Here is a 24752-nt window from a genome sequence, read left to right on the forward strand (position 1 = left end):
ATCGGATGACGTTTATACGATGTTAAAACAACCCGGAGCTTGAAGCTCCGGGTTGTTTCGCGTCGTTTCATTAACGCCATTTATTTTTTAATCAGGTTCCATTTTTGCGCGAAATTCCCGGTATCGTCCCATATCCATACGTTCGATCCATTTGCGGTTCCGCCCCCCTGGATATCAAGCGCTTTTTTGCTGTTCGGGTTGATCAGCTTGTAGGTGCCATCGCCGTTAACAATAATCATCCACTCTTGAGCGATCGAGCCGATATCATCCCAGATTTGTACATTGGTGCCGCTTGCCGTACCTGCGCCGGAGATATCCAGTGCCTTGTTGCTGTTCGTATTAATGAGCTTGTAATTTCCGCCGGAGAGCTTGGTAATCCGCCATTCCTGCGCAGTCGAGTTGTTATCGGACCAAATCTGTACATTGGTACCGTTCGCCGTGCCGCCGCCGTTGACATCCAGCGCTTTGTTGCTATTGGGATTCATCAATTTATAGATGGCCCCGGAAACGATATTGGCGTCCGAACTGGCGGCATCCGAGAAAATATCGATGCAGTCGACCTCGGCATAATTGCTGCCATGTGTAAAGCGTAACGTGTTGTTGCCCCTGTTCAGGAATACCCGTGCCGAAGCGTTCGTCCAATGATCCCAGCCGGAGTAGGTGATATGAAAGTCTGAAGCGGCTCCTCCGTTGACGGACAGCTTTAAAGTCGCCCACGGCTTACCGCTGGTTCCGTTATCCGTTCGAGCTATCAGGTTGTACCATCCGTCGGAACCGACATTGACCGTGAATTGGACATAATCATTGACGGTATCGATATAGCCGGCTTTGACGCCGCCAGAGGCGTTGGGATGGTTAATGAGTCGGGCGTTGCCGCCGAGCAAAGCCTTTTCGGCTTCATACCGGTCATGCCCGGGCTCTCCTGAAGGCAGGGGGATCGGCGTATTCGGTGCCTTAGGGGTACCGAGATTGGGCGTATTATCGGCGTTCCATGTGAATTTCTGTGCGCGGATCGACCTTTCCCAGCCGGAACCTTGCCATCTGGCGGAATGGTAAACGATCCAATCCTCGGTACCGTCTTTCGATTTGGTAAAGCTGTGGTGTCCAGGCCCGTAGATCCCATTGCCGCTTTGGAAGACCGGCGTGTTTTTTTTCGTCCAGGCACTCGCACTTAGCAGGTTGCTCGTCGTACTGGCCGTTATGAGACCGAGACAATAGCTGTCCGTCCAGCTGCCGCTTGCCGAATAGACGAGATTGATCGTGCTGCCTCGTATGATGACCTCGGGACCTTCATTTACGCGCGGAGTCGTGTTCGTTTCCCAAGCATAGACGGGGGAGGCAATTTTCACTCTGCTGCCGCTGATGTGAGTCGGGCTGTCCATGGGGGCGATATAAAGATTTTGATCGGTATTATTCGGACTATCCCAACCGGACCAAATAAAATACAACGATCCGTTATTGTTCAGCACGGTGCCGTCAATAGCCCATTGGTCGCTTGAATCATACACTTTGATCGGGCTCGACCATGTGCCGGAGAACGGGTCCGGATTCGTGTTATAGACGACGTACATCCGATGGGTGGCGTTGTTACCGTCATCTTTGGCGAAATAGATGTACCAGCCTCCATTGTACTGCACGATTTCGGGAGCCCATACGCCGCAACAGCCGGACCAAAGCGTAATCACGTCCCCGGCATCCATGCCTGTCAAGGTTTTGGACCGCCATAGTCTGACGTCGCCGCCGGTTGTGTAGGTTGAGTAATAGTAGCCGTCAGAAGCTTTAATGACAGATGGATCGGCGCCGTTTTGCACCAAAACATTGTAAAAACTGCCCGTTGATGCGGAAGCAAAACCCGCAGGCAATGTAAACGTTAACACAAATAACAAAACGAATGCCTTTAAAAGCAGCTTCCTCCATTGAACCTTCATTTTCACGAACTCCTTTCTGAGAAAACGATTGAGTAGTTCCAAACCCTTATAGCGATTGTTCCTTTCACCGCCTCTCATCCAAGGTCCTTTATGAACGGCATCAGCGGACTTGACTTGAGCGCCCACACACCCAACATATGCTTTCGTTATAAGGAAAATATGACGCGTTTTCGCGGAAAGCAAGTTTGGATAAATAATAACAAGGTGCAACAAGGAAACAATGGCTTGTTTTTGATACGATCGTTATGATAAGCGTTTTCATAAACAAATGGAGAGGAAGGAAATAATGAATCGACAAAATGTCAGATCCAGGATATCTTCTATGCTAATCATGTTGAGTATGATATCGCTGGCAACACCATCATTTGCTGATACGCCGCAAGCGGCAGCAGCAACCCCCTTCGAACTTACGGCAAGTAAAGCGGTCAAGATCGCCAGAGTGACTGGCGCCACGAAGGCTGGCGAGACGGTTCCGAATCCGAATCAGACGCATACCAACTACGCTCTGAATGCCACCGATTTGGGCATCATGTGGGATGCCAGTACGGATCCAAGTTCCACGAAAATCATGGTCGCTTTTGGCGATTCTTATGACAGTGGATGGGGAGGCTTCGGCGGAGGCGGGAATGCCGCAGGCTGGAGAAGCAATTTGCTCGCCATATCTAATGATACCGACCTTTCAGACGGTTTGACCTTCTCTTCTATGATTACCGATGAAAATAGAATGAATTATGCCAAAGAGATCATCTCCTCAGCTCATGACACATCGGGAAGCGGCGATTTTACAGCTATTCCTACAGCAGGTATATCCGTTGGGACAAGGCATTACATCCATTATATGCAGATTAAAAACTGGGGCGCTAACGGCCGTTGGAATACCAATTTCTCCGAAATCGCATATTCCGATGACGAAGGGAAGAATTGGACGAAGTCAGGCGTAAAATGGGGCAGCACAAGTAAATTTGCACAGGCTGCTTATATAAAAGAAAGCGGATATGTCTACATGTTCGGGACACCCGCTGGAAGATTCGATTCTGCATATCTGGCGAGAGCTGCGGAAGCGGACATGCTGAATAGAGCGAATTACGAATATTGGGACGGTTCCGGATGGGCCAAAGAGAACGAAGCAGCAGCTGTCGCGGTCGTGGATGTGCCAATCAGTGAATTATCGGTTGCCTACAACTCCTATTACAAGAAGTGGATCATGACCTACTTGAACGAAAACCGTGCAGCGATCGTCATGAGAAGCTCCTCCAGCTTAACGGGTCCATGGTCTGCTGAAACTGAAATTGTAACAGGCGCCGAATTTCCAGGCTTATATGGCGGATTCATCCATCCATGGACAAATGATGGCAAGGACTTGTACTTTCTCATGTCGGAGTGGGGGCCATATAACGTATTCTTGATGCATTCCACGTTGGAAGTCGGCACTCCGACTCATAATCTTATAGCCGACCCTTCCTTTGAAAAGCAGACGACAGGCATCATCTCCATGCCATGGGTGCTTGAGGCAGGCAATGGCGGGATAGACCAAACATTTTTATCCAGGTCCGGAAGCAACAATGTATGGTTAAGGAATGCGACAGGTTGGAACGCGATCAAACAGACGATTGCGGTTACAGCGAATACCGAATATAAGCTAACGGCATTTGTAAAGACCTCCCAAAACAACAATGCCGGCTATTTCGGGGTAAGAGGTTCGGCAGGAGATATATTGAAAGAAACAAAGTTTGAAAGACATGACAATTACTCGCCTCTTTCAGTCCGGTTCAACTCAGGAAACAACACAAACATAACTGTATTCACAGGCATGCATGCCAATGGCGATACATGGGTGCAAGCGGATGACTATTTGCTATTACCTGTTGATACGACTCCGCCTGTTATTACTTTACAAGGCGACGCAATGATTGAAGTGCCGTTAGGCGGCACATTCACAGATGCAGGCGCAACGGCAACTGATAATGAGGATGGCGATCTTTCGCATAAAATCGTCGTAACCGGCACGGTAAATACCAGTATTATTGGAACCTATCCATTGACGTATAATGTGTCGGATGCGGACGGAAATGCGGCCATTCCTGTCACGAGAACCGTCAACGTTAAGGGACAAGCGTATACGGTTAGCCATGCAGCCTTCAAGGGGATTGATGGAAGCACTCTGCATACAATGCCTAAGAAAGGATTTGTAACGGCGAGTGCGGATATTAGGAACAATACCGACACAGCAAACTCTGTAACTCTTGTCGTTGCGTTGTATAACAAGAAAGGCGAAATCGAAAACGTTTCCGGCTTATCTAAAGCCATTACCCCAGGTACTACTGAAACGTTTTCAGGAGGATTTATGTTGCCCGGCGACAATTCCGGTTATTATGTGGACGTATTCGTGGCGGATTCGCTAACGGATATGCAGCCAATTTCCAATGTGGGCAGATTGAAATAGAACATACCAAAGAAGACTTTACTCCCGGAACTTGGAGTGAAGTCTTTTTCTTTTGCCGATAGATAAAATATATCGAAAGGTAATATTATTGTTAGATATATATTGACTCGATATATAGATTTTGTTAAATTATGTATATTGGAGCGAGCTTAATCGAAGCAGGAGGCATACAGCATGACGAGTCAGGACGTTATTTTAGGGATATTAATGAAACGAAGTCTTTCAGGCTATGATATCAAGCATTTGCTGGAGTCGGTTTTTTCTTACTTCTATAATGCCAGTTACGGCACGATATATCCGACACTAAGCAAGATGGAAAAGGATGGCTTGATTACAAAGGAGAGTGTTCTGCAAGAGGGTAGACCAAATAAGAATATTTATACCATTACCGAAGAGGGACGTAAGCAATTTAGGGCGTATATGTACAGCCCTATGCAAGCGAACGAGTTTAAGTCCGATGGGATGACCCGTTTGTTTTTTGGGGAGTTCGTCGATCCGGAGGTCATCGCGAGATATTTGGAGCACGGCATTGCCGGCACGAAAGAAACGCTAGCCCGACTTCAAAAGATGTACGAAGATTGTAAAGATACCATGTCTCCAACGCAGGAAATTTGCATTCTCATCGGCATCGAGAACAATGAGAGCACCTTGCGGACGCTGGGGAACGGCTTAGATAGATTAAACAAATTAAAGTTAGAAAAGAGGTTGGATGACCATGAATAACAAACGGGCAGGATTCATCATTCTGGCCATGGCGTTGGGGCTCTTGATGTCTGCACTCGATAATACCATCACGTCGGCAGCTATCAGTCATATAATTAGCGACATTAATGGCTTCGACAAGATCAGTTGGGTGTTCACAGCTTATATGCTGGCCTCCACAAGTACGATGCTTGTTTTCGGGAAGCTGTCGGACATGTTTGGCAGAAAGTTGTTCTACTTAATCGGAATATCCATTTTTCTGATCGGTTCGGCTCTGTGCGGAACGGCGCAAGATATGACGCAGCTCATTGTTTATCGGGCGATTCAAGGAATTGGCTCCGGTGCGATATTTCCGATCAGTTTTACGATTATTTTCACGATTTTCGGTGATCCGAAACAGGCGGCCAAACTTTCCGGCGTTTTTGCTGCAATTTTCGGTTTATCGTCTGTTGCTGGCCCACAGATCGGGACTTTTCTTGCGGAGAGCTGGGGATGGCGCTGGTGCTTCTATGTCAATTTGCCGCTAGGCTTGCTATCGTTCGTCGTTCTGCTGTTTTCCCTGCAGGAATCCCGTTCGGATCGACGCCCGAAAATCGATTACTTAGGTACGCTGTTCCTCATCATTAGTACGGTCTCACTGATGCTCGCTCTGGAGTGGGGAGGCAAAGATTATGCATGGGGATCGTGGCAAATTATCGGCATGCTGGTTATCGCCGTTGTCGTGGGCACTCTTTTCATTGCCGTAGAACGCCGTGCTCAAGAACCGGTGCTGCCGCTGCCGTTGTTTAAGAACCGCATGGTACTAGGCATGGTCTTGGCCTGTCTTTGTCAGGGAGCCATTATGTTCTCGGCGATCGCTTACTTGCCTATTTTCTCAACAGCTGTTCTCGGGCAGCCGAATTCTAACGGACTTTTGACCCCGATGATGTTCTCCTTAATGGTTGGAGCTGTATCTTTTGGCTTCATCCAGCGTTTCTTCAGCTTCCGCGCGGTCATCGCATTCAGTATGCTAGCCGGTATCGTTGTCGGTTATTTACTAAGCATCGTTAGTCATGACGCCGCTAATTGGTACATGATGCTGCTCATGGTTATTCTTGGCGTAGGAGCCATCGGCCCGCTGATGGGTGTCGCGCAAAATGCGGTTGCGCTTAGTGTGGACCGCAAATACATCGGCGTAAGCTCCTCCATTGTCGGCTTTTGGCGCAGTATCGGCGGGGTGCTCGGGGCCTCTATTATGGCAACCGTCGTGAACAGCAACTATAAGAACCTGATTCAATCCGGTGCTGAAGCCCACCATATGCCGCTTGATCAGCTCTCGACCTTAGCGAATCCGGATCAATTAATCCGCACTGGCGCACAGCTGCCCAAGGAAACTCTGGATTTTATGCGCGAGTCACTTGGGACGGCGATTAACCATGGCTTCATCCTTTGTATCGTATTCGGAGTGATCGGACTCTCGGCCGCATTCGTGGCGGGTCCGCTCCGGTTCGCCGTACCTGTCCAAGCAGAGCAATCGAAGGAAGAGAACGCTGCGCCTCATACGGCCTAATCTTTCCAAGGTGAAATATTGACTTTAGGTCTATGAAGAAACCTTAAAGCAAGGTTTCTTTTTTTTCTGCTTTTGGATGTCTAACCATCATTTGAGGTGCATCATCATGATAATCTTGGCAATTTCCATACTGCTTTATGAAGCAAAAGCTGCCCGGTGCAGGACCTCATGACGCATAAGCTCATATAATAGGTTAAAATGGATAGAACAGACCCGTTATGATGGATTTGAGGGAGAGTCATGAACAGACACGAAACCGAGAAAAAGGCGTTGGAGCAAACGGCGATTGACATCTTTATGGAGTTGTACAATTTAAACCATGAGCAACCGCTTAAACTTGTCAGACAGCAAGAAAAGCCGGATGCTTTGCTTGAAGATGCGGAGCAAAACAGAGTAGGGCTGGAAGTGACGCACCTGTTCTATGATGAGGAGGAAGCGAGGCTCATGATGGCGCGTTCCGAGCTGCCTAAGCCTGGGACAGAAGTGCTCGATCGATTTATTCATGTTATTAATGATCGTGTACGAAGCAAGGAAGAGAAGTTTAAGGACTACTCGCATGAGCAGCCTTGCATGCTGCTAATCCGCAATGTGTCTTTGCTGTTCGGTATGTCCGATGTGCTGGGCAGAAAGCATAAGCTGGCGCTGCCGCGCGGGCAATTCACACAGGTATGGCTGCTATCCAGAGACTTCACGCCCGATTGGCTGCTGATTAATTTAAATGAGATTGAGGGGAAATGACCGGGTGTTAGAACATATAAGGCGGGTAACGAAGGCATTGAAACAGGCACAAATTCCGTACGCGATTGGCGGAAGCGGCTTGTTATTCAGCCTACAGCTGGCAGAAAGCATGAACGATTGGGACATGACCACGGAGGCTCCTCTGGATTTACTCAAGGAAGGCTTGCTTCAAGAGGAAGTACGGCTGCAGCATAGCGGCGATTTCCCATTTTTTAGCGATTATCGGGTTCGCGTTCTGACAGAAGGGAAGCCGATCGAAATCATTGGGGGCTTCAAAATACATGCGGATACCGGTATTGTTCGTATACCAAGCGTTTCCGTGTCTGAATGGAATGGACTGGCTATGGGTAGTAGCGAAGCCTGGGCGGTAGCCTATGAGCTGATGAACCGGCCTGCCAAAGCGGGGCTGCTATGGAACTATCTGCAGAAGTGCAGCCATGCAGCGGTTGTCGATCAACTTTTAAAGGAACCTATCCCTGATCGGATTAGACTTAAGCTCTTGGAGTTGTAGGCGGTAAAGAGTAACATTTCCCATTTATCGTATAAAGCTTGTAAGTATGGCATACATATAAGTTTGTCCAAAGCATAAGGCGAGGGGGAATCTTGTGAAACGTTTGTACGTCTGGCTGATGATCGGATTTGGTTTGTATGTTGTCGCGATAAGTTTATTTTTGCTGCAGGGAGACTTGTACAGCATTCCCAAAACGCTCAGCGGGACTGACGCTGATCCGCATACGTTCATGACGACTCAAGAAATCGAACGATCCGAGTCCTTATCCCGCATTCGTTCGTTGACTTTTTTCATCACTTCACCGATGCAGATGGGATTGCTGCTGGTACTCCTGGGTATAGCAGTAAGGTTTCGCAACGCGGTTGAGGCGTGGTTCCGGCGACCTTTTCTGCAAATGGTTGTCTTCGTACTGTTATTCACGCTGCTGCTCAACGTGCTTTTCCTGCCGGTCGACTATTTCTTGCTTCGAGTGGATCAAGCCTACGGACTGTCGAATGAAACGATGGCCATGTTCTGGGGCGACCATGCCAAAGATTTCGTCGTTAATGGGGTAGGGACGATCATTATCGTATGGATTTTTAGATGGATCCTGAAGCGCAGTCCCGACCGATGGTGGTTATGGTTCTGGACGGCTTCGATTCCGCTTATTCTTTTTGTGACCTTTATTCAACCAGTCGTGTTGGACCCGCTATATAACGACTTTAGGCCGCTCCAGAATCAGGAGTTGAAAGCGCAGATTCTGAATCTGGCAGCTAGGTCGCACATCCCGGCGGAACAAGTCTACGAGGTCATTATGTCGGAACGCACGAATGCCATCAACGCATATGTGAGTGGAATCGGAGGCAATGCGCGCATTGTGCTTTGGGATACGATTCTGAAGAAGCTGCAGCCCGAAGAAATTTTGACGGTGATGGCCCACGAAATGGGGCACTATGTCGAAAAGCACATTTATCTGGGAATCGCATATGGAATCGCGCTTAGCTTTCTTGGTTTCTGGCTTGCTTTTCATGCTTATCGTTTTTTCATTACACGCTGGAGTTCTATCTGGGGGATTAACGGGGAAAATGATTTAGCCGCTCTGCCTGTCCTCCTGCTCATCGTGACACTTATGGGGTTTGTATCTGCGCCGGCGCAAAATGCGTTCTCACGCGTAATCGAGCATCGGGCTGATGTCTTTTCCATGAAAATGACTGGGGACGGTACTTCAGCAATTCGTGCGTTTCAAAAAATTGCCAAAGAAAATCTGAGTCCGGTAACACAGCCCAAGCTTGTACAATGGTTTCGCGGTTCTCATCCGACGATTTTGGAGCGGATTGAGTACTTCAAGCAGTTCTCGCATTAGAGAAAAAGCACGAATCTTATCCAAGTAATTGGATTGGATTCATGCTTTTTTGTGCAGCGCTTGTTTTAGTCGTTTCTGCGGGTCATTTGCTGCCAGACAGAGCCTTCTGCGGCATGACCGCCTTCGATACGCTCCAGCGCAATCTTCACCTGCATGCGTACCTCAAATTCGGGGTCGTCCACGGCCTCGCGCAGCGCATCGATAACCGAATCGTCGCCGACCTCGTATAGAAAGCGCGCTGCCCGCCAGCGCACGAGCTTGTTGCGATCCTTCAGCGCCTTTGCCATGGCCGGCATGGCAGCGGGATCACCGATATCGGATAGCGTATCGCCCGCTGTCCGGCGAACCGCCGGCGTATCGTCCTCGAGGGCACGATACAGGTAAGGCAGTACCTCGGGTTCTTTGATGTCCCCGAGGTATACTGTCGCCAGTCGCCGGATTGACGTGTTCTCGTCCTGCAGGGCATGGACGAGGAGCGGCAGCGTCTCAAGCGACGGCTGGATCTTCTGAAGCGCGGCGTAGCGCAGCTTCCAGTCGCTGTGGCGCAGCTGCCTAGCTGCTGCGCCGGTGTCCAGCGCCCCCGCGTCTTCGCCGGCGGGGGCGGTATCGGCAGTCTCCCGCATCGCGAGGGAGACCAGGCTTTCGACGCGGGCGTCGTCGTAGGAAGCGTCCAGCTCCTGGACGACTTCGCCCGCGATGTCTTTGAGCTCGCCGTAGCGAACGCCGAGCTCTTCGAGCTTCCGCTCCTTGATCAGGTTCGGCGATGCCGTACCTGCGCGGACCGCGGCCTCAGTGAAGCGCTCCGGCATCGCCGCGCGCACTTCTTCGGCGCCGGCGCGCACCCGCACCTGGAGCGGGATGCCCCGGAACGTCTGCAGCAGCACCTGCGCCTCGCCGAATGCCGCCTCTGGGGCGGCTTGCTCAGGCGGCAGGCCGCCGCCGGCAGACGGCTGCGCTTCGCCGAAAAGCTCACGGGCTTTGGCGAGGATAAACTGCCAGTCGCCTTTCGGGTTACGATCTACTGCAACGAAATCCGCGGTATGAAAAATACTCATAACTCCTTGTACAGCCAGCAGCTCGCGAATCTCAGCCGATGCATCTGCGCTGTTGTCCTTCGTATAAGTCATCCGTATACCCGGTGGGAGGGATTCGTCCATGTTCAGCTTCATAGAATTAGGGCTGGGTGTTGGTTCTATCGATACAATTTTCATAAGTAAGGTATCTCCTTTCTTTCATCGGGTAAGAGGGGGTTATACGTGAAAAGACCCGGACGCCGCTGTCGTCCAGGCCTGATAAAGGCAGTTGCTGCCGCTTAATCCAGATCTAATAAATTACGATTCAAGTTTTGGTCCAGCGTTTTGGTCAGATCGAATACGGTATGAGCCAAGTCCACATTTTCAAAGACATGGTCACATTGATCCCGATAAGCCATTTCATCCTCGTAATGAGAGAGGTATTTCGCGATAAGCTCTTCGGAATCGCCGCTTTCCCTCATTCTTTCTTCGAGAGTGGCTCTATCTGCGTAAATAAAGATTTGGACCACATGTTCGCCGTAAAGCTTTTTAAGCGTTTGTGCACCGAAGCGGTTCAAGATCAAGTAAATGCTCCCGCTTTGCTGAAACATAAGTTCAATATCCGCACTCTTAATGCCATACAAATGTTCATTAACGGTGCTGACCTCGATAAATTCGTTGTCCGCTTGTGCGGCCACGAACTGAGCAGGGGAGATAAAGTGATAGTCTTGACCGTCTACTTCGGTTGCTTTGGGAGGCCTTGTCGTGTACGAGATGACTTGTTTCATGCCGAGGGTTGAACCTGACATTTCCGCTACCGTTTTGCGACCGGCTCCGTGGGGACCCGTAAATACAAAAATCATTTCTCTTTCCTTTAATGCGTACATGGAACATACCTCCTTATTTGGTGAAATAGTGGGGGGTAAATCCTACGTGCGAGCTCCGGTATGAAACGATTTTTGCTTAAGTAGGATCACTTTTCTGATTCAGCTTTCTTTTCGTATTGGAAGAAAGACATCTGGTCGAAATGGATCATACGCGATCGTTATATCCTAACCCCGAAGATGAGGGTACTTATATTTTACAACTTTCACAGTGAACGGTAAAGCTTTGGAATGGAAACGCTTTTTTGTGCATGCTATTTTTCGGATGATGATCTCTTGCCAGGATTACGCGATTATGCCATTCGTTCGCATATAACAAACCGAGTCCGGACAACGAACGAAGGGCGCTATTAGCGCACATGATAACTCAATTTTTCACTGCGAACGGTTAAAATAGGGCTCGAGAGAACAAAATTCGCAAATTTACGAACGATGTTCGTTGTTTAGGGAATTTGTTCTCTATGCCATCCAATTCGTACTTCTCTCAAACTTGTAGCGTCTCAAAGGTCCTTATTTGCGACGTTTGGCGCTATTGGGTTTTTATGGTAACTCTAATTTGCAACTAGCGTTTTCCGCCACGGCCGCCGCGTCCTCGAGCTTGCCCACGCTCAGTACCGGCATATTTGCCATAGGGTGAGCCGGCATTTTCCCCGCGGGTCGCGCCGCCTCTAGGGCCGCGCGGTGCGGCGTTTCCACGGCCGAAAGCCTGGCCGCCTCGCTCCGAATTGCCTTGTGTATCGCGTGCTCTGCTTAGGCTTTCCCCGCGTGCTGCGCCTCTAGCACCGCGTTCAGCTGCTTCACCGCGTCCCCAGGAATTCGTAACGCGAGCTTTTGCGGCACTCATATTATCGTTGCGCGCAGAGTTGCCTCTCTCGCCGCCGCGAGTCGCCGCGCCTCTGGCTCCGCGCTCCGATCCAACGCCTCTCTCGCCGCCCCGAGTCGCTCCGCCTCTGGCTCCGCGCTCCGCGCCGAAGGCTCTCTCGCCGCCGCGGGTCGCCCCGCCTCTGGCTCCGCGCTCCGCGCCAGCGCCTCTCTCGCCGCCGCGAGTCGCTCCGCCTTTAGCTCCGCGTTCCGCGCCAGCGCCTCTCTCGCCGCCCCGAGTCGCTCCGCCTCTGGCTCCGCGCTCCGCGCCGAAGGCTCTCTCGCCGCCGCGAATCGCTCCGCCTCTAGCTCCGCGCTCCGTACCAGCTCTTTCACTTCCACGTCCGCCGGATCGTCCGCCACGACCCCGCTGCTCTTGTGAGCCTCGTCCGCCGCGGCCTTGCTGCCCGCCGCCCTTGCGTGCAGAGCCTCTACCTTCGCTTAAGTAATCTTCTTCGGTCATTGCCCGCACACGACGTGGCTGTTCCTTGCGGCGGAGCGACATCTTGATGCCTTTTTCAATAAGCTCAATATTGAACATATCTCTTTGCGTTGCAAAGGTAACAGCTACCCCCGTTTGTCCGGCACGGCCCGTTCTGCCGATTCGGTGGATGTAGCTCTCTGCGTCTTGAGGCACATCATAATTGAATACATGGGTGACACCTTCGACGTCAAGTCCGCGCGCTGCAATGTCTGTTGCAACCAACAGTTCGATTCGTCCTTCTCTGAACCGCTTCATAACTTGTTCACGCTTGGCTTGCGACAAGTCGCCGTGCAGCTCATCCGACATCAAGCCCATATCTTGCAAAGCTTCATTTAATGCGGAAGCTCTTCGCTTCGTACGACAAAAAATCATAGCCAAATACGGCTTGTATTGTTTTATCGATTCGATTAAAGCATCCTGCTTACCGCGATCCGTCGTTTGAATCAGCACTTGCTCAATCTCCGTTAAAGTCACCTGTTTGCTGGCAATCTGAATTTCTTTTGCTTCCTTCATATACGCTTTGGACAGGTTGCGCACCTGCTGCGGCATCGTCGCAGAGAAGAGCAGGGTCTGGCGGTGAGAGGAGGTTTGAGCGATAATATCCTGCACTTCATTCAAAAAGCCCATATGCAGCATTTGGTCCGCTTCATCTAATACAAGCATCTTCAACTTATAGAAGTTAATTGAGCCGCGGCGAAGGTGATCCAGCAGTCTTCCTGGTGTTCCTACTACTATATGTATGTTTCCTTGCAGCTTTCTAAGCTGCCTTTCCACATCTTGCCCGCCGTATGCTGCCAAGACCTTGGCACCTGTAACGGGAGCGAGCTTTTGCAGTTCGCTGCTGATTTGAATGGCAAGCTCACGGGTAGGCGTAAGAATCAACCCTTGAACATCCGGATTTTCTACATTAATCATTTCGAGCATCGGCAGGACGAATGCGAGTGTTTTACCCGTTCCTGTCTGTGCTTGAGCGATGACATCCGAACCGGTTAGCAAGACCGGAATCGCTTCTTTTTGAATTGGCGTCGGTTGAGTGACACCGCTAGCTTGTAATACTTGGACAAGACGATCTCTAATGCCTAATGAGGCAAAACCATTCGACATGGTAATTGGCCAGCTCCCTTTTTAAGGATGTTTAACAAATCGACTTTGATAACGAAGCTATACAAGTGTGTATCTCGACATCGAATCTTGAACGAATTCGGGCAGTCCGGTACTCACGTAGCCAATCTCTACGCTCCGTTCCTCCTTCTCCGAATATCGTCCAACCTTCTCGGTTCTGAAAGCCGACTTCTTAAACTCTTATTTTTATTTTATAGCAGACGATCCCCTCATTCTACAGGAATGCCCGACAAATGAAAACAGGAGCTGGCCGTAAGCATCGAAGACGACACTATTTATATAGAAGAAAAGCCGTGTAAACCACATCAAGATTAACGTTCCGGAAGCACTTGGGCTGTACCGAAGACACGCTCCACCGTTTGGTTGAAATCCGTCAGCAGCGGCATTAAGGAGTTGCCTTTCCAGCTTTCCTGCGCATAGTTATTCATTTTATTAAGGAATTCTCTATTGGCGGAAATATACACATCCATCAGGTTTGGCTGAAGACTGCGAATCTTTTCTGCGATGGTTTGTTTGAATCTGTGTGACAGCATGTCATGATGAACAGCCGTTTCGTAATTGTTATACCCGTTATTCAAATCGTTCGAGGACATATTGTCGTCGAAAGGAGCGTTATCGTTATAAAATCCCTTCACTGTTCCTTGATTATTCGTTTCCAGGGTTGTACCTTTCGTACCGGTTGCGCTGCGGTCCATCATTACCGCAACATAGGCATTCTGATCCGTCGTCATCACGATAGCCGTGTTTACTCCATTTAAAGCATTAAGCTGATTGGAAAGGAACTGGTTATACTCCAGCTTCTTATTATTATGGGTGACGGGACCGGATAGTTGTTGTGTCTGGTAGGCTCTTTCGGAATCTGTCGTATCCTGCGGGGAGCCGTAGTTGGTGATATCCGGGTTCCTTCCATATTGCCTTCCATTCTCCATACAGCCGGACAAAATCAACAGTAGGAATAGCATTCCACAAAACGGAAAACATAACTTCCTAAGCATAATAAACAGACCTCCCATTTATGTTGTAATATCTATAGGATGGGATGTTTTTGCTCTTTTATTCGCATGCTCAAACATACGTATTTATGCATAAAAACGCGGTTGTATGGAAATTCCCATGGAGGGAAAATATATGGCTGGAGAGCGGTTTAAGAACAATTTGTGAACTTCTCTACAGCGATTGACAAAAACTTTTCACGAATTTATAGTTAATAAAGTGTGATTTTGGTTAATTGACATGTGCATGGCCTTTGTGGTAAAAATATTGGTTTAAAAAGTGGGGTTGATACAATGAGTCGATGGAAAAAGATGTGGCGTCTAATACCCCTTTTTGCGGTGATGACGTACTTGCTAACGGGGTGTGGAGACCCAACCCTGTCTGCTTTGAAGCCGCAAGGACCCGTAGCGGATGAGCAGCTTTTCTTGATGAAATTAAGTCTCTTTATCATGATTTTTGTCGTAATTGTCGTATTTGCTATTTATTTGTATGTGTTAGTGCGCTTTCGCAAACGTAAAGGCGACGACAGCATTCCTAAGCAAGTCGAAGGTAACCATGTGCTTGAGATTATCTGGACAGTCGTTCCGATTCTTTTGCTTCTGGTGCTTGCGGTACCTACAGTGAAATACACATTTGACCATTCAGCTAACTATACAAAGGACAAAGATGCCGTTCATGTGAAAGTTACTGCGCATCAGTTCTGGTGGCAGTTTGAATATCCGGATCTAGGTATTGCAACGGCTCAAGAACTTGTTATTCCTGAAGATAAAAAGATCGCCTTCGAATTAGTTTCAGCAGACGTGAGCCATGCGTTCTGGGTACCATCCTTAGGCGGTAAAATCGACACGAATCCAGGCATTACGAATACGTTGTATTTGCAAGCCGATGAAATTGCTACATTCCAAGGCAGATGTACGGAGCTATGCGGAGCTTCTCACGCCTTGATGAACTTTACGGTAACATCCAAGAGCGAAGCTGATTTCAATGCTTGGGTGGCCAAAATGAAAACGCCAACTACCGTGCCGGCTACTGCACAAAAAGGCGAAGAGCTTTTCAAAGAAAATTGCTTGAGTTGTCACGCTGTGAATGCTAACGGTCCTGGTATTGCACCGAACCTCAAAGGTTTCGCAGATCGCGATACGCTTGCAGGTATTCTGGAGCATACTCCTGAGAAGATGGAATTGTGGATTGCCAATCCGCAAGATCAAAAACCGGGCAACAAAATGCCGGCCTTCGGTAAAGAAGCTGGCGGCAAGCTGGATGATGCCCAAATCAAAGACATTGTTAATTACTTACAAACTTTGAAATAATTAACTTCTCGGGAAAAAGGAGGTAAATACGTTGGCTCACTCTCATACGGCTAAAAGATACAGCGGACTGATGGATTGGCTCACAACCGTTGACCATAAGAAAATCGGAATTCTGTATTTAGTAGCGGGCGGCTTCTTCTTCCTTCTTGGAGGATTGGAAGCGATTCTGATTCGGATTCAGCTCGCGTATCCTGATGCGCACATTTTCATCGGGGATACATTCAACCAATTAACAACCATGCATGGAACGACGATGATCTTCTTTGCGGCAATGCCTGTCATCTTCGCTTTCATGAATGCTATCGTTCCTTTACAAATCGGTGCACGGGACGTTGCGTTCCCATTCGTTAACGCACTCGGTTTCTGGCTGTTCTTCTTGGGCGGCGTACTTATGAATACAAGTTGGTTCTTGGGTGGCGCACCGAATGCCGGTTGGACTGGATACGCTCCGTTGTCCTCCCTCACTGACACAGCTTGGGGAGCTACCGTTGAAAACAACTTGATGGGTACGGATTTCTATGTACTCGGTTTGCAGATTGCGGGTATCGGTACATTAATCGGGGGTATTAACTTCCTCGTAACGATTATCAACATGCGTGCTCCAGGTATGACGTATATGCGTCTGCCAATGTTCACTTGGACGGCTTTCATTACATCAGGTCTGATCGTACTTGCGTTCCCTGCAATTACGGTAGCGCTTGTATTGCTTATGTTTGACCGTATTTTCGGCGGTGCGATCTTCGATGCAGCCAGAGGCGGTAACAATGTATTATGGGAGCATTTGTTCTGGATCTTCGGGCATCCTGAAGTTTACATTTTGATTCTGCCGGCTTTCGGTATTATTTCTGAGATTGTATCCACTTTCTCGAAAAAACGTCTTTTCGGTTACAGCTCCATGGTATTTGCAACCGTATTAATCGGTTTCTTAGGATTCATGGTTTGGGTTCACCATATGTTTACGACAGGTTTAGGTCCTGTAGCGAACTCCATCTTTGCGATTGCAACAATGGCGATTGCCGTACCGACAGGCGTGAAAATCTTCAACTGGTTGTTCACGCTATGGGGCGGGCAAATTCGTTTCACAACAGCTAATATTTTTGCAACAGCGTTCATCCCTACATTCGTTATGGGGGGAACAACAGGGGTTATGCTCGCGATTCCTGCGGCTGACTTCCAATATCACGATACGTACTTCGTCGTAGCTCACTTCCATTACGTAATCGTTGGTGGTCTGGTACTCGGTTTGTTCTCAGGGCTATACTACTGGTGGCCGAAAATGTTTGGCCGCATGTTGAATGAAACGCTTGGTAAGATTCATTTCTGGGTATTCTTTATCGGTTTCCATTTGACATTCTTCCCGCAGCACTTCCTAGGATTGATGGGGATGCCGCGGCGTGTCTTTACTTACCAGCCGGGTCATGACCTCGAAATGGGTAACTTAATTAGTACCGTGGGTGCCTTCTTGATGGGTATCGGTACACTGGTTTTCTTGATCAATATCATTGCAACGCAAGCAAAACCAAAAACGGCAGTTGCAGATCCTTGGGACGGACGTTCCTTGGAGTGGGCGATTCCTTCACCGGCACCTGAATATAACTTCAAACAAACTCCGCTCGTTCGTGGTTTGGATGCTCTTTGGAAAGAAAAAATGGCAGGTAATAAAGAGATGATTCCGGCTGAACCTGTAGGTTCGATTCATATGCCGTCTCCATCCATTCTGCCGTTTACGATGTCACTTGGATTGTTTATCGCAGGCTTCGGCTTTATGTATACGGAATATATCACCGTTGGTATTGGCATGGCGATTACACTTGGCAGCATGTTCTTGCGTTCCGTGTATGACGACCATGGCTGGCACATTGAGCCCGAAGAGCTTGAAGACAAGGGGGGAAAAGCGTGAGTACTCATGATACAGGCGTACTGCCTGCTCATCCGGAAACGGCAACCCTTGAAGGGAAAAATAAGGTACTTGGTTTCTGGCTATTCCTTGGTGCCGAGGTTGTCTTGTTCGGTTGCTTATTCGCAACTTATATCGCACTTCGCAACTCCGTTCCAGATGGTCCGACAGCTCAGGAAATTTTCAAGCTTAATGTTGTAGGCTGGTCGACTTTCATTCTCTTAACGAGCAGCTTGACAAGTGTATTCGCGATTATGGCGATGCATAAGCATAAACTTGGTCAATTGCTTTTCTGGCTTGCAGTTACCGTAGCATTTGGTTTAGTGTTTCTAGGCATGGAGATTTACGAGTTCTATGAGTATGTACATGAAGGTCACAAATTCGTGACGAGTGCATTCTCCACTTCTTTCTATACACTTGTTGGGTTCCACGGAGCTCACGTAGCATTCGGTATCCTTTGGATTACGCTGCTAATCCTGCAAGGATTGAAAAAAGGTTTGACTGTCGTTACAGCGCCTAAGTTTTATGTAGCTGCACTGTACTGGCACTTTATCGACTTGGTTTGGGTATTTATCTTCACAGTCGTATATTTGATGGGGAAGGTGGGGTAATAAAATGAGCAATAATTCTCATGAAGCATCCGCACCTAGCAAGCGCCACAAACCGGAATCGCCATTAAATCACTATCTGTCTTACATTGTCTCGATTCTGCTCACGATGTTGGCATTTGCTGTCGTACTTTACGGAGACTTGGATCGTTCGTTTATCTTGATTTTTATCGTTAGTTTGGCCCTTGTGCAGGCAATGATTCAACTCTTGTTCTGGATGCATGCCAAAGAAAGAGGTCACTTGTTCCCGCTTATTTTTCTGGCGGGAGGCGCCTTTGTTGCTTTAACTGGAGTAGTTACGGCAGTATATTGGATGTGGTGGTAAAAAGCAGGAAGAGGCATCTTTGTCTAGACAAAGTGCCTCCTCTTTTTTTAGGTATATGAAAGGAGATAGAAGCTATGAACCAAATTGGCGGATTTTTTGATCTGTGGAGTCCTGTTTTGCTGCTGGTGGTCATTATTATCGGGTATGTATACAGTCGCTTAGTCGCTAATGGAAATGGAATATCTATAGATAATGAGCCGGTTTCAGTTCAGCAGAAACTATCTTTCTATACGGGACTTGTCTTATTCTATATTGGACAGGGTAGCCCGATTAATTACCTTGGACATCACTATCTCTTTAGTGTTCACATGCTGCAGCAAACGCTTCTGTATTTAACTGTTCCTATCTTCATATGGATCGGGACGCCGGCTTGGATAATTCGTAAAATACTGAAAAACCGAGTGATTCATGCCTTATTTTCCTTTTTGACGAGACCGCTTATCGCTTTGTTCTTGTTTAACATGCTCTTTTCGATCTATCATATGCCGTTGATTATGGATGGCTTGATGCAAAATGAGTTGTTGCAGTTAGGCTATCATACAGTGCTGCTCATATCGGCTTTTACAATGTGGTTTCCTGTATTTTGTCCGCTTCCTGAGCTGAATCGCTTGAGTGAGTTAAAGAAATTGGGGTACATTTTCGGCAATGGTGTACTGCTTACACCAGCTTGTGCACTTATTATTTTCGCGGATACGGTCATTTATGATATGTATGCGAATGTAACAATTCCCTTTGCTCATTTATCACCTCTTGACGATCAGCAGTTGGGCGGCGTCATTATGAAAATCCTGCAAGAAATCATATACGGAGCAACACTCGCTTATATTTTCTTCAAATGGTACCGCAAAGAGCGCAAAGAGGAAAATTACCCAGACAGCTTTGAAGTTCAGGATAACTTGACCCCTCATGGCGGTAACTGGAATCGCGCCTAGAGAAAGGAATTAGGAATATGCACATTTTGCCAACGATTTCTACGACGTTTATCGTGATAAGTGCTATATTGGTCGGCTTCGGATGGTATCATATTGTCAAAGGAAACAGGGAAACTCACCAAAAACTAATGGTATCCGGTGCGATCTTTGCACTTGCCTTTTTCATCATTTACATGTCGCGGACATTGTTCGAAGGGAATACGGCATTCGGCGGACCGGAAAGCTTGAAGTTGCCCTATCATTTGTTCTTGTTCTTCCACATTACGCTGGCAACATTAGGCGGTGTATTAGGTTTGATTACCCTCTGGCTGGCGTATAAAAAGAGATTCTTGAAGCATAAAAAAATTGGCCGTATCGCTGCTATTGTTTGGTTGTTGACAGCGCCAACGGGCGTTGCTGTGTATGTACTTCTTTACATCCTATTCCCGGGGGGCACGTCTAAGCCGATGCTTGACGCAATTTTCGGATTGTAATAATGAAAGGCTGAATGTGTGATTAACTCACATCGTTCAGCCTTTCTTATTGGCGATATAACCTACCTCTAAACGCGGTCGCTCATCATTGAATGGCCTCGATAGAGGTTTTTTTCATTTTTCCCTTGATTTTCCAAAAAGGTTGTGTATATACTGTTAATATAAATATACACAGTAGACGGTGAGGTGTGTAATGACTAATATAAGCGTATTACGAGACGCATGGTGGTTAGCGAGGAGGGATTTCGGCAATCATTGGCTCTCATTGATTTGGAATACCATGTTTAATTTATATGTGGTTTTCATGCTGATATCGTTGACATATTCACAGCAGCAAGACGACATGCCGGGTGGAGCTTTCATGATAAACGGGGTGGCAATGAATTTTTTTGTGCTCGCGATCGTACCGATATGGGGATTTCCGATTTCGAAGGCTTTTATCAATTACAAGAAGACCGACTTATATACAAAAAGGATCGCTTATTTAAAAACAATGCCCATAGCCAATCAAGTCATCATATGGAGCCGATTCATTCAGACTGCGATGTTGGTGTTCGCCATGGCGTTAGTGGTCTTTATCCCGTACTTCACTATCCTTGATTACTTAGGAAAGCTGCCGTTAAGTTTCTTGGAATGCGTATCGTTCGCATTAGTTTGGGTAGGGTTTTCTTTATTAGTAGGCAGCCTCTATATTAGTTGGGAGCTAGGGGTGCCCGGTAAGGTGTATTTCGTCAGGTGTTTGTTGATTATGCCATTCTTCGCAATAGGAGCTTTCTTGTTTTGGTGGTGGCTCGGCCAATCCCTTTGGTTGGTCATGATGGAGTGGGTGCAGGATTTCTTAATCTTGCTGCCGATAGGTGTGCTTCTGATTAGCCTGCTAGCTATAGTGACAGCCGCAGCATGGTTGGATAGAAAACTTGTAAAGCGTGATCTCTATGGATAAACCGCTAAAAATTCCGATTCAGGTATCCGCAGATCGTGCAGAACCTATGTATCACCAGATCGAAGTGCAGCTTCGAGGGCTTATTTTAAGCGGACAGCTTGCAGAAGGTACCTTGCTTCCTTCCATTCGCGAATTCGCCTCTGATCTATCGTGCAGTGTGATTACGATTCGCCGGGTCTATCAAGACCTTGAGAATGAGGGAATTCTCCGCACAAGGCAAGGGACGGGGACGTTTGTCGCTCAAGTCGGAGAGGTGCGGCGAGAACGTTATCGGAAAGAAGCGGTTGTCGAAGCTTTGCGAGCTGCTGTACGCACAGGACTTGACGTCCAATGTACGCCCGAGGAGCTGCGCAATTTATTTGAGGAAGCGCTCGAACAATTGCTAGCCGAAGAGAGCGGCGCGAAAGGAGAAGAGCAAACATGATGGAACAGGGGCAATCATCTAAAGCCATTTCTATAAAAGGATTGCGTAAATCGCTGGATAAAGTCGAGATCGGCCCAATAGACATGGAGATCGAGCCGGGCTATGTCATTGCGATTGTCGGTCTTAACGGAGCCGGTAAAAGTTCTATTTTCCGCTTGATGATGGATATGATTAAACCTGATGCAGGTGAGATCCGGATGCTGGGTCAGACCAATGGTCAGAATGAGGTTGCGGTTAAACAAAAGATTGGATATGTGCCGGAGGCGGAAGCGTGGAATGATATCGGGTTCAGTACGGTCAAAGAGCTAACGCAATTCGTAGCTCACTGGTACCCGAGCTGGAGTGAATCCAAAGCCCAAGAGCTGCTCAAACGTTTTGGATTGGACGGTAAACAAAAGCTGGCGCATCTCTCTAAAGGGATGAAACGCAAGTTATCGTTCATCCATGCGATCTCTCATGATCCCGATATTCTGCTGATGGATGAGCCCACATCGGGGCTGGATCCTTTTGCTTGGCGCATGATGATGGACGAATTGATGGCCTTCATGGAGCATGGGGACAAGACAGTGCTGTTTGCTACGCATATCGTTGAAGAAGTGAAGCGGATAGCTGATCATATAGCCTTCATCCATGAAGGGAAGCTGAGAGGGTTTTACGAAAAAGACGTGCTGTTCGATGAGTGGAAAACGCTCTGGGTAGAACACCAAGGTCGACCGCTGGATCAGCTGTCAGGCGTTGTAGCTGTTGAGAAGCACAGCGGCGCGGTTTCTGCGAAGTTAATCAGCCGTTCATCCCGGCAAACAGAAGCGGAATTGCATCGGCTTGGCGTGAAAGTGATTCAAACGCAGGCGGTTGAGCTGGATGAGATTCTAGGTCATCTCATTCAAATTGATATAGAGGAGGCAGGCTGAAACATGACTTATCCTTTGCAAGTTGAGAATGTGACGAAGAGATATGGCGAGAAAACAGCTGTAAACGGGATCCAACTTCGCGTGAAGCAAGGTGAAATATACGGTTTGTTAGGTGCTAACGGAGCCGGCAAAACGACGACGATGCGTATGGTGCTCGGTCTGATCTATCCGGATCAAGGGCAAATCTTATGGAACGGTCAGGGCTACAAGGAAGAACTCCGTACGCTGATGGGCTATTTGCCGGAGGAGCGCGGTCTATACCCCAAAGTTAAGGTAAGCGAACAGATCTTGTATTTGGCCGAGCTGCGCGGGCTTACCCGCAAGCAAGCGGATGCAGGCCTTAAGCAATGGTTGGAGCGATTTGGCGTTCCGGAATACTATAATAAAAAGGTGGAGGAACTCTCTAAAGGGAACCAGCAGAAAATCCAGTTCATAGCGGCTGTCATTCATAATCCGGACATTTTAATTCTGGATGAAGCATTCAGCGGCCTCGACCCAGTCAATGTAGAGCTGTTGAAAACGACGGTGAAGCAGTTAAGAGACGAAGGAAAAACAATTCTATTTTCCAGCCATCGCATGGATCATGTGGAGGAGCTTTGCGAAAACATCTGCATTTTGCATCAATCGAATACCGTGCTTCAAGGCAGTTTGAAGGAGATCAAAGCCGCGTTTCCGAAGGAGCGAATTATGTTGGAGACGGAGCAAGCCGTTGAAGGTTTAACAGATATTCCGGGAGTAACTTCAGTGGAAAAGCATTTGACCGGATATGAAATCCGAATCAAGGATGCAGGGGCCGCACAGCATATTTTGCTGCATGCAATTGGCCAGTCGTCTGTGAAGAGGTTTCAAATCATGGAACCGACGTTAAATGAAATTTTTATCCAAAAGGTGGGAGGAGCGCATGAATAGCATGGGAACGGTCATCAAGTTTACGTTTATGACACGCTTTCGTTCGAAATCTTTTCGCGTGATGAGTATTATCCTAATCTTGCTCTTATCCGTCATGATTCATTTGCCTTCTTTAATCGATAGGCTCAAGTCCGATGAAGCTACTAAGATTGGGGTGTTCGGGGGAAAACATGCGGAACTGGCCGGCAAGTTAACCGAGTTCTACAATAAGCAGCAGAATTCAGATATTGTTATCGTACCCCTCCAGGACGGCGGCAGTCAGGCAGCGAATGATGCTGCGGGCAAGAAGCAGATTGCCGACAAGGATATCAAAGGGTATGTGGAGTTTACGGATGCGGTAGAGGCAGGATTCCCGAAAGTCGTATATAAATCCGAAAGCACGATGGAATTTAGTTTCAAAAACAAGCTGCAGACAACGCTGCAGCTCATTAAGACAGATGTAGCCCTGCAGGGAGCAGGCCTCGCTGCCGAGCAGAAAGCGAACATTCAAGCGCCTGTAAACCTGGAAACGGTGCAGATTTCAACGAATGAAAACGCAGCAGCAGGAAAAACGGAGTCGCAAATGGTGATGTCCTACGCATTGGTGTATGCAATGTTGTTTATGCTGTACATGGGCGTCATCGGCTTTGGCAACATGGTAGCGATGGAAATTACCGCCGAAAAGAGCTCGCGGGTCATGGAAATTCTGATCACCAGCGTATCGCCTCTCAAGCAGATGTTCGGTAAGATCATCGGCATTTGTTTGCTGGCTTTGTCGCAAATCGCGCTAACCATTGCGGTTGCTGCAGTCAACTTGAGCTTATCCAGCAGCAGCAAACTTATTAAGGAGCTTCACTTAAACTGGTCCGACCTGCAAATATCGCTGATCGTCTATTTCTTGATTTTCTACCTCCTGGGCTTCTTCATCTACGCAACGGTATTCGCTGCCGTAGGTTCTCTGGTAAGCCGAACAGAAGAAGTCGGGCAAGCGATTATGCCTGTCACTCTCCTCATCGTGGCGGCCTTTATGATCGCGATGTTCGGACTGAGCAATCCGACTGCGGGCTTCGTCGTCACGATGTCGTATGTACCATTCTTCTCTCCGCTCATCATGTTCCTTCGCATCGGGATGAGCAGCCCGGCTGTATGGGAGATTTGGCTTTCTATCCTCATTCAGTTCGCCGCGATCCTTGGAATGGCCTGGGTGGCGGCCAAAATCTACCGCACAGGCGTGTTAATGTATGGCAAACGCCCATCGTGGCGGGAACTGCGTAAAGCAATGCGGGCTTATAAGATATAGAGGGAGTTTCCGGCACGGGTGTATTAAATACCATATGTTGAAAACGAACGAAACGGATCTCTGATGAAATATTACCGGTCTCTATAACTTTTAGATCACGATTGGGGTTTCTCAAACCATAGACGTGTTTTAACCGATCTAGTAATGTATATGCGACCCATGTCAGCGAAT

The 24752-nt window shown here is 48.1% G+C and carries 22 protein-coding genes; 17 read left to right on the top strand and 5 right to left on the bottom strand.

The window, feature by feature from the left end; genetic code table 11:
• Positions 1-80: 80 nt before the first annotated feature.
• Positions 81-1928, bottom strand: coding sequence for a family 43 glycosylhydrolase (locus ICC18_RS05015; RefSeq protein WP_188173294.1), 1848 nt, complete (start codon positions 1926-1928; stop codon positions 81-83).
• A gap of 322 nt (positions 1929-2250) precedes the next feature.
• On the opposite strand from ICC18_RS05015, the gene ICC18_RS05020 reads away from it, so the two are divergent.
• From ICC18_RS05020 to ICC18_RS05045, 6 genes are all read left to right on the top strand, one after another.
• Positions 2251-4371 carry a DUF4185 domain-containing protein gene (locus tag ICC18_RS05020; RefSeq protein WP_188173295.1) on the top strand — a complete coding sequence of 707 codons (2121 nt, stop codon included), beginning with the start codon at positions 2251-2253 and terminating at the stop codon, positions 4369-4371.
• A gap of 174 nt (positions 4372-4545) precedes the next feature.
• The gene (locus ICC18_RS05025; protein ID WP_188173296.1) at positions 4546-5094 is read left to right on the top strand and encodes a helix-turn-helix transcriptional regulator; all 549 of its coding nucleotides are present in this window, start codon (positions 4546-4548) and stop codon (positions 5092-5094) included.
• The gene (locus ICC18_RS05030; RefSeq protein WP_223192347.1) at positions 5087-6622 is read left to right on the top strand and encodes an MFS transporter; all 1536 of its coding nucleotides are present in this window, start codon (positions 5087-5089) and stop codon (positions 6620-6622) included. Before ICC18_RS05025 ends, ICC18_RS05030 begins: the two co-directional genes overlap by 8 nt.
• 240 nt (positions 6623-6862) lie before the next feature.
• Positions 6863-7360: a hypothetical protein gene (locus ICC18_RS05035; RefSeq protein WP_188173298.1), complete on the top strand. Its 498-nt coding sequence runs from the start codon at positions 6863-6865 to the stop codon at positions 7358-7360.
• A gap of 4 nt (positions 7361-7364) precedes the next feature.
• Positions 7365-7871, top strand: a complete 507-nt coding sequence (locus ICC18_RS05040) for a hypothetical protein (RefSeq protein ID WP_188173299.1) — start codon at positions 7365-7367, stop codon at positions 7869-7871.
• A 94-nt stretch (positions 7872-7965) separates the two neighbouring features.
• Positions 7966-9213 (top strand): M48 family metallopeptidase, encoded by a 1248-nt coding sequence (locus ICC18_RS05045; RefSeq protein ID WP_188173300.1) that lies wholly within the window; start codon positions 7966-7968, stop codon positions 9211-9213.
• Between the two features lie 65 nt (positions 9214-9278).
• Here ICC18_RS05045 and ICC18_RS05050 read toward each other — a convergent pair whose 3' ends face one another.
• The 4 genes from ICC18_RS05050 to ICC18_RS05065 form a co-directional block, all read right to left on the bottom strand.
• Complete coding sequence (locus tag ICC18_RS05050; protein ID WP_188173301.1) at positions 9279-10424, bottom strand: virulence factor; 1146 nt, start codon at positions 10422-10424, stop codon at positions 9279-9281.
• Between the two features lie 101 nt (positions 10425-10525).
• Positions 10526-11113, bottom strand: coding sequence for a guanylate kinase (locus ICC18_RS05055; RefSeq protein WP_188173302.1), 588 nt, complete (start codon positions 11111-11113; stop codon positions 10526-10528).
• Positions 11114-11672: 559 nt separating this feature from the next.
• Positions 11673-13559, bottom strand: coding sequence for a DEAD/DEAH box helicase (locus ICC18_RS05060; RefSeq protein ID WP_188173303.1), 1887 nt, complete (start codon positions 13557-13559; stop codon positions 11673-11675).
• A gap of 329 nt (positions 13560-13888) precedes the next feature.
• Positions 13889-14572: a YhcN/YlaJ family sporulation lipoprotein gene (locus ICC18_RS05065; RefSeq protein ID WP_188173304.1), complete on the bottom strand. Its 684-nt coding sequence runs from the start codon at positions 14570-14572 to the stop codon at positions 13889-13891.
• A 291-nt stretch (positions 14573-14863) separates the two neighbouring features.
• Between ICC18_RS05065 and coxB the strand changes: the two genes are divergently transcribed.
• From coxB to ICC18_RS05120, 11 genes are all read left to right on the top strand, one after another.
• A complete protein-coding gene (gene coxB, locus ICC18_RS05070; protein ID WP_188173305.1) occupies positions 14864-15880 on the top strand; it encodes a cytochrome c oxidase subunit II in 1017 nt (338 codons plus the stop codon).
• Positions 15881-15950: 70 nt separating this feature from the next.
• Positions 15951-17780, top strand: a complete 1830-nt coding sequence (ctaD, locus tag ICC18_RS05075) for a cytochrome c oxidase subunit I (protein ID WP_188173941.1) — start codon at positions 15951-15953, stop codon at positions 17778-17780.
• Positions 17777-18388, top strand: coding sequence for a cytochrome (ubi)quinol oxidase subunit III (locus ICC18_RS05080; protein WP_188173306.1), 612 nt, complete (start codon positions 17777-17779; stop codon positions 18386-18388). The genes ctaD and ICC18_RS05080 overlap by 4 nt, the downstream gene beginning before the upstream one ends.
• Before the next feature lie 4 nt (positions 18389-18392).
• Positions 18393-18710: a cytochrome C oxidase subunit IV family protein gene (locus ICC18_RS05085; RefSeq protein ID WP_188173307.1), complete on the top strand. Its 318-nt coding sequence runs from the start codon at positions 18393-18395 to the stop codon at positions 18708-18710.
• A 74-nt stretch (positions 18711-18784) separates the two neighbouring features.
• Positions 18785-19642: a cytochrome c oxidase assembly protein gene (locus ICC18_RS05090; RefSeq protein ID WP_188173308.1), complete on the top strand. Its 858-nt coding sequence runs from the start codon at positions 18785-18787 to the stop codon at positions 19640-19642.
• A 17-nt stretch (positions 19643-19659) separates the two neighbouring features.
• Positions 19660-20115: a DUF420 domain-containing protein gene (locus tag ICC18_RS05095; RefSeq protein WP_188173309.1), complete on the top strand. Its 456-nt coding sequence runs from the start codon at positions 19660-19662 to the stop codon at positions 20113-20115.
• A 361-nt stretch (positions 20116-20476) separates the two neighbouring features.
• Positions 20477-21058 (top strand): hypothetical protein, encoded by a 582-nt coding sequence (locus tag ICC18_RS05100; RefSeq protein ID WP_188173310.1) that lies wholly within the window; start codon positions 20477-20479, stop codon positions 21056-21058.
• The gene (locus ICC18_RS05105; RefSeq protein WP_188173311.1) at positions 21051-21482 is read left to right on the top strand and encodes a GntR family transcriptional regulator; all 432 of its coding nucleotides are present in this window, start codon (positions 21051-21053) and stop codon (positions 21480-21482) included. The genes ICC18_RS05100 and ICC18_RS05105 overlap by 8 nt, the downstream gene beginning before the upstream one ends.
• Entirely contained in the window at positions 21479-22393 is a 915-nt protein-coding gene (locus ICC18_RS05110; RefSeq protein ID WP_188173312.1) for an ABC transporter ATP-binding protein, read from the top strand. The genes ICC18_RS05105 and ICC18_RS05110 overlap by 4 nt, the downstream gene beginning before the upstream one ends.
• Before the next feature lie 3 nt (positions 22394-22396).
• The gene (locus ICC18_RS05115; RefSeq protein ID WP_188173313.1) at positions 22397-23302 is read left to right on the top strand and encodes an ABC transporter ATP-binding protein; all 906 of its coding nucleotides are present in this window, start codon (positions 22397-22399) and stop codon (positions 23300-23302) included.
• Positions 23295-24581, top strand: a complete 1287-nt coding sequence (locus ICC18_RS05120; protein ID WP_188173314.1) for an ABC transporter permease — start codon at positions 23295-23297, stop codon at positions 24579-24581. Before ICC18_RS05115 ends, ICC18_RS05120 begins: the two co-directional genes overlap by 8 nt.
• The last annotated feature ends 171 nt before the right edge of the window (positions 24582-24752 follow it).

It is taken from the genome of Paenibacillus sedimenti, from assembly GCF_014534655.1.
Lineage (GTDB): Bacteria > Bacillota > Bacilli > Paenibacillales > NBRC-103111 > Paenibacillus_E > Paenibacillus_E sedimenti.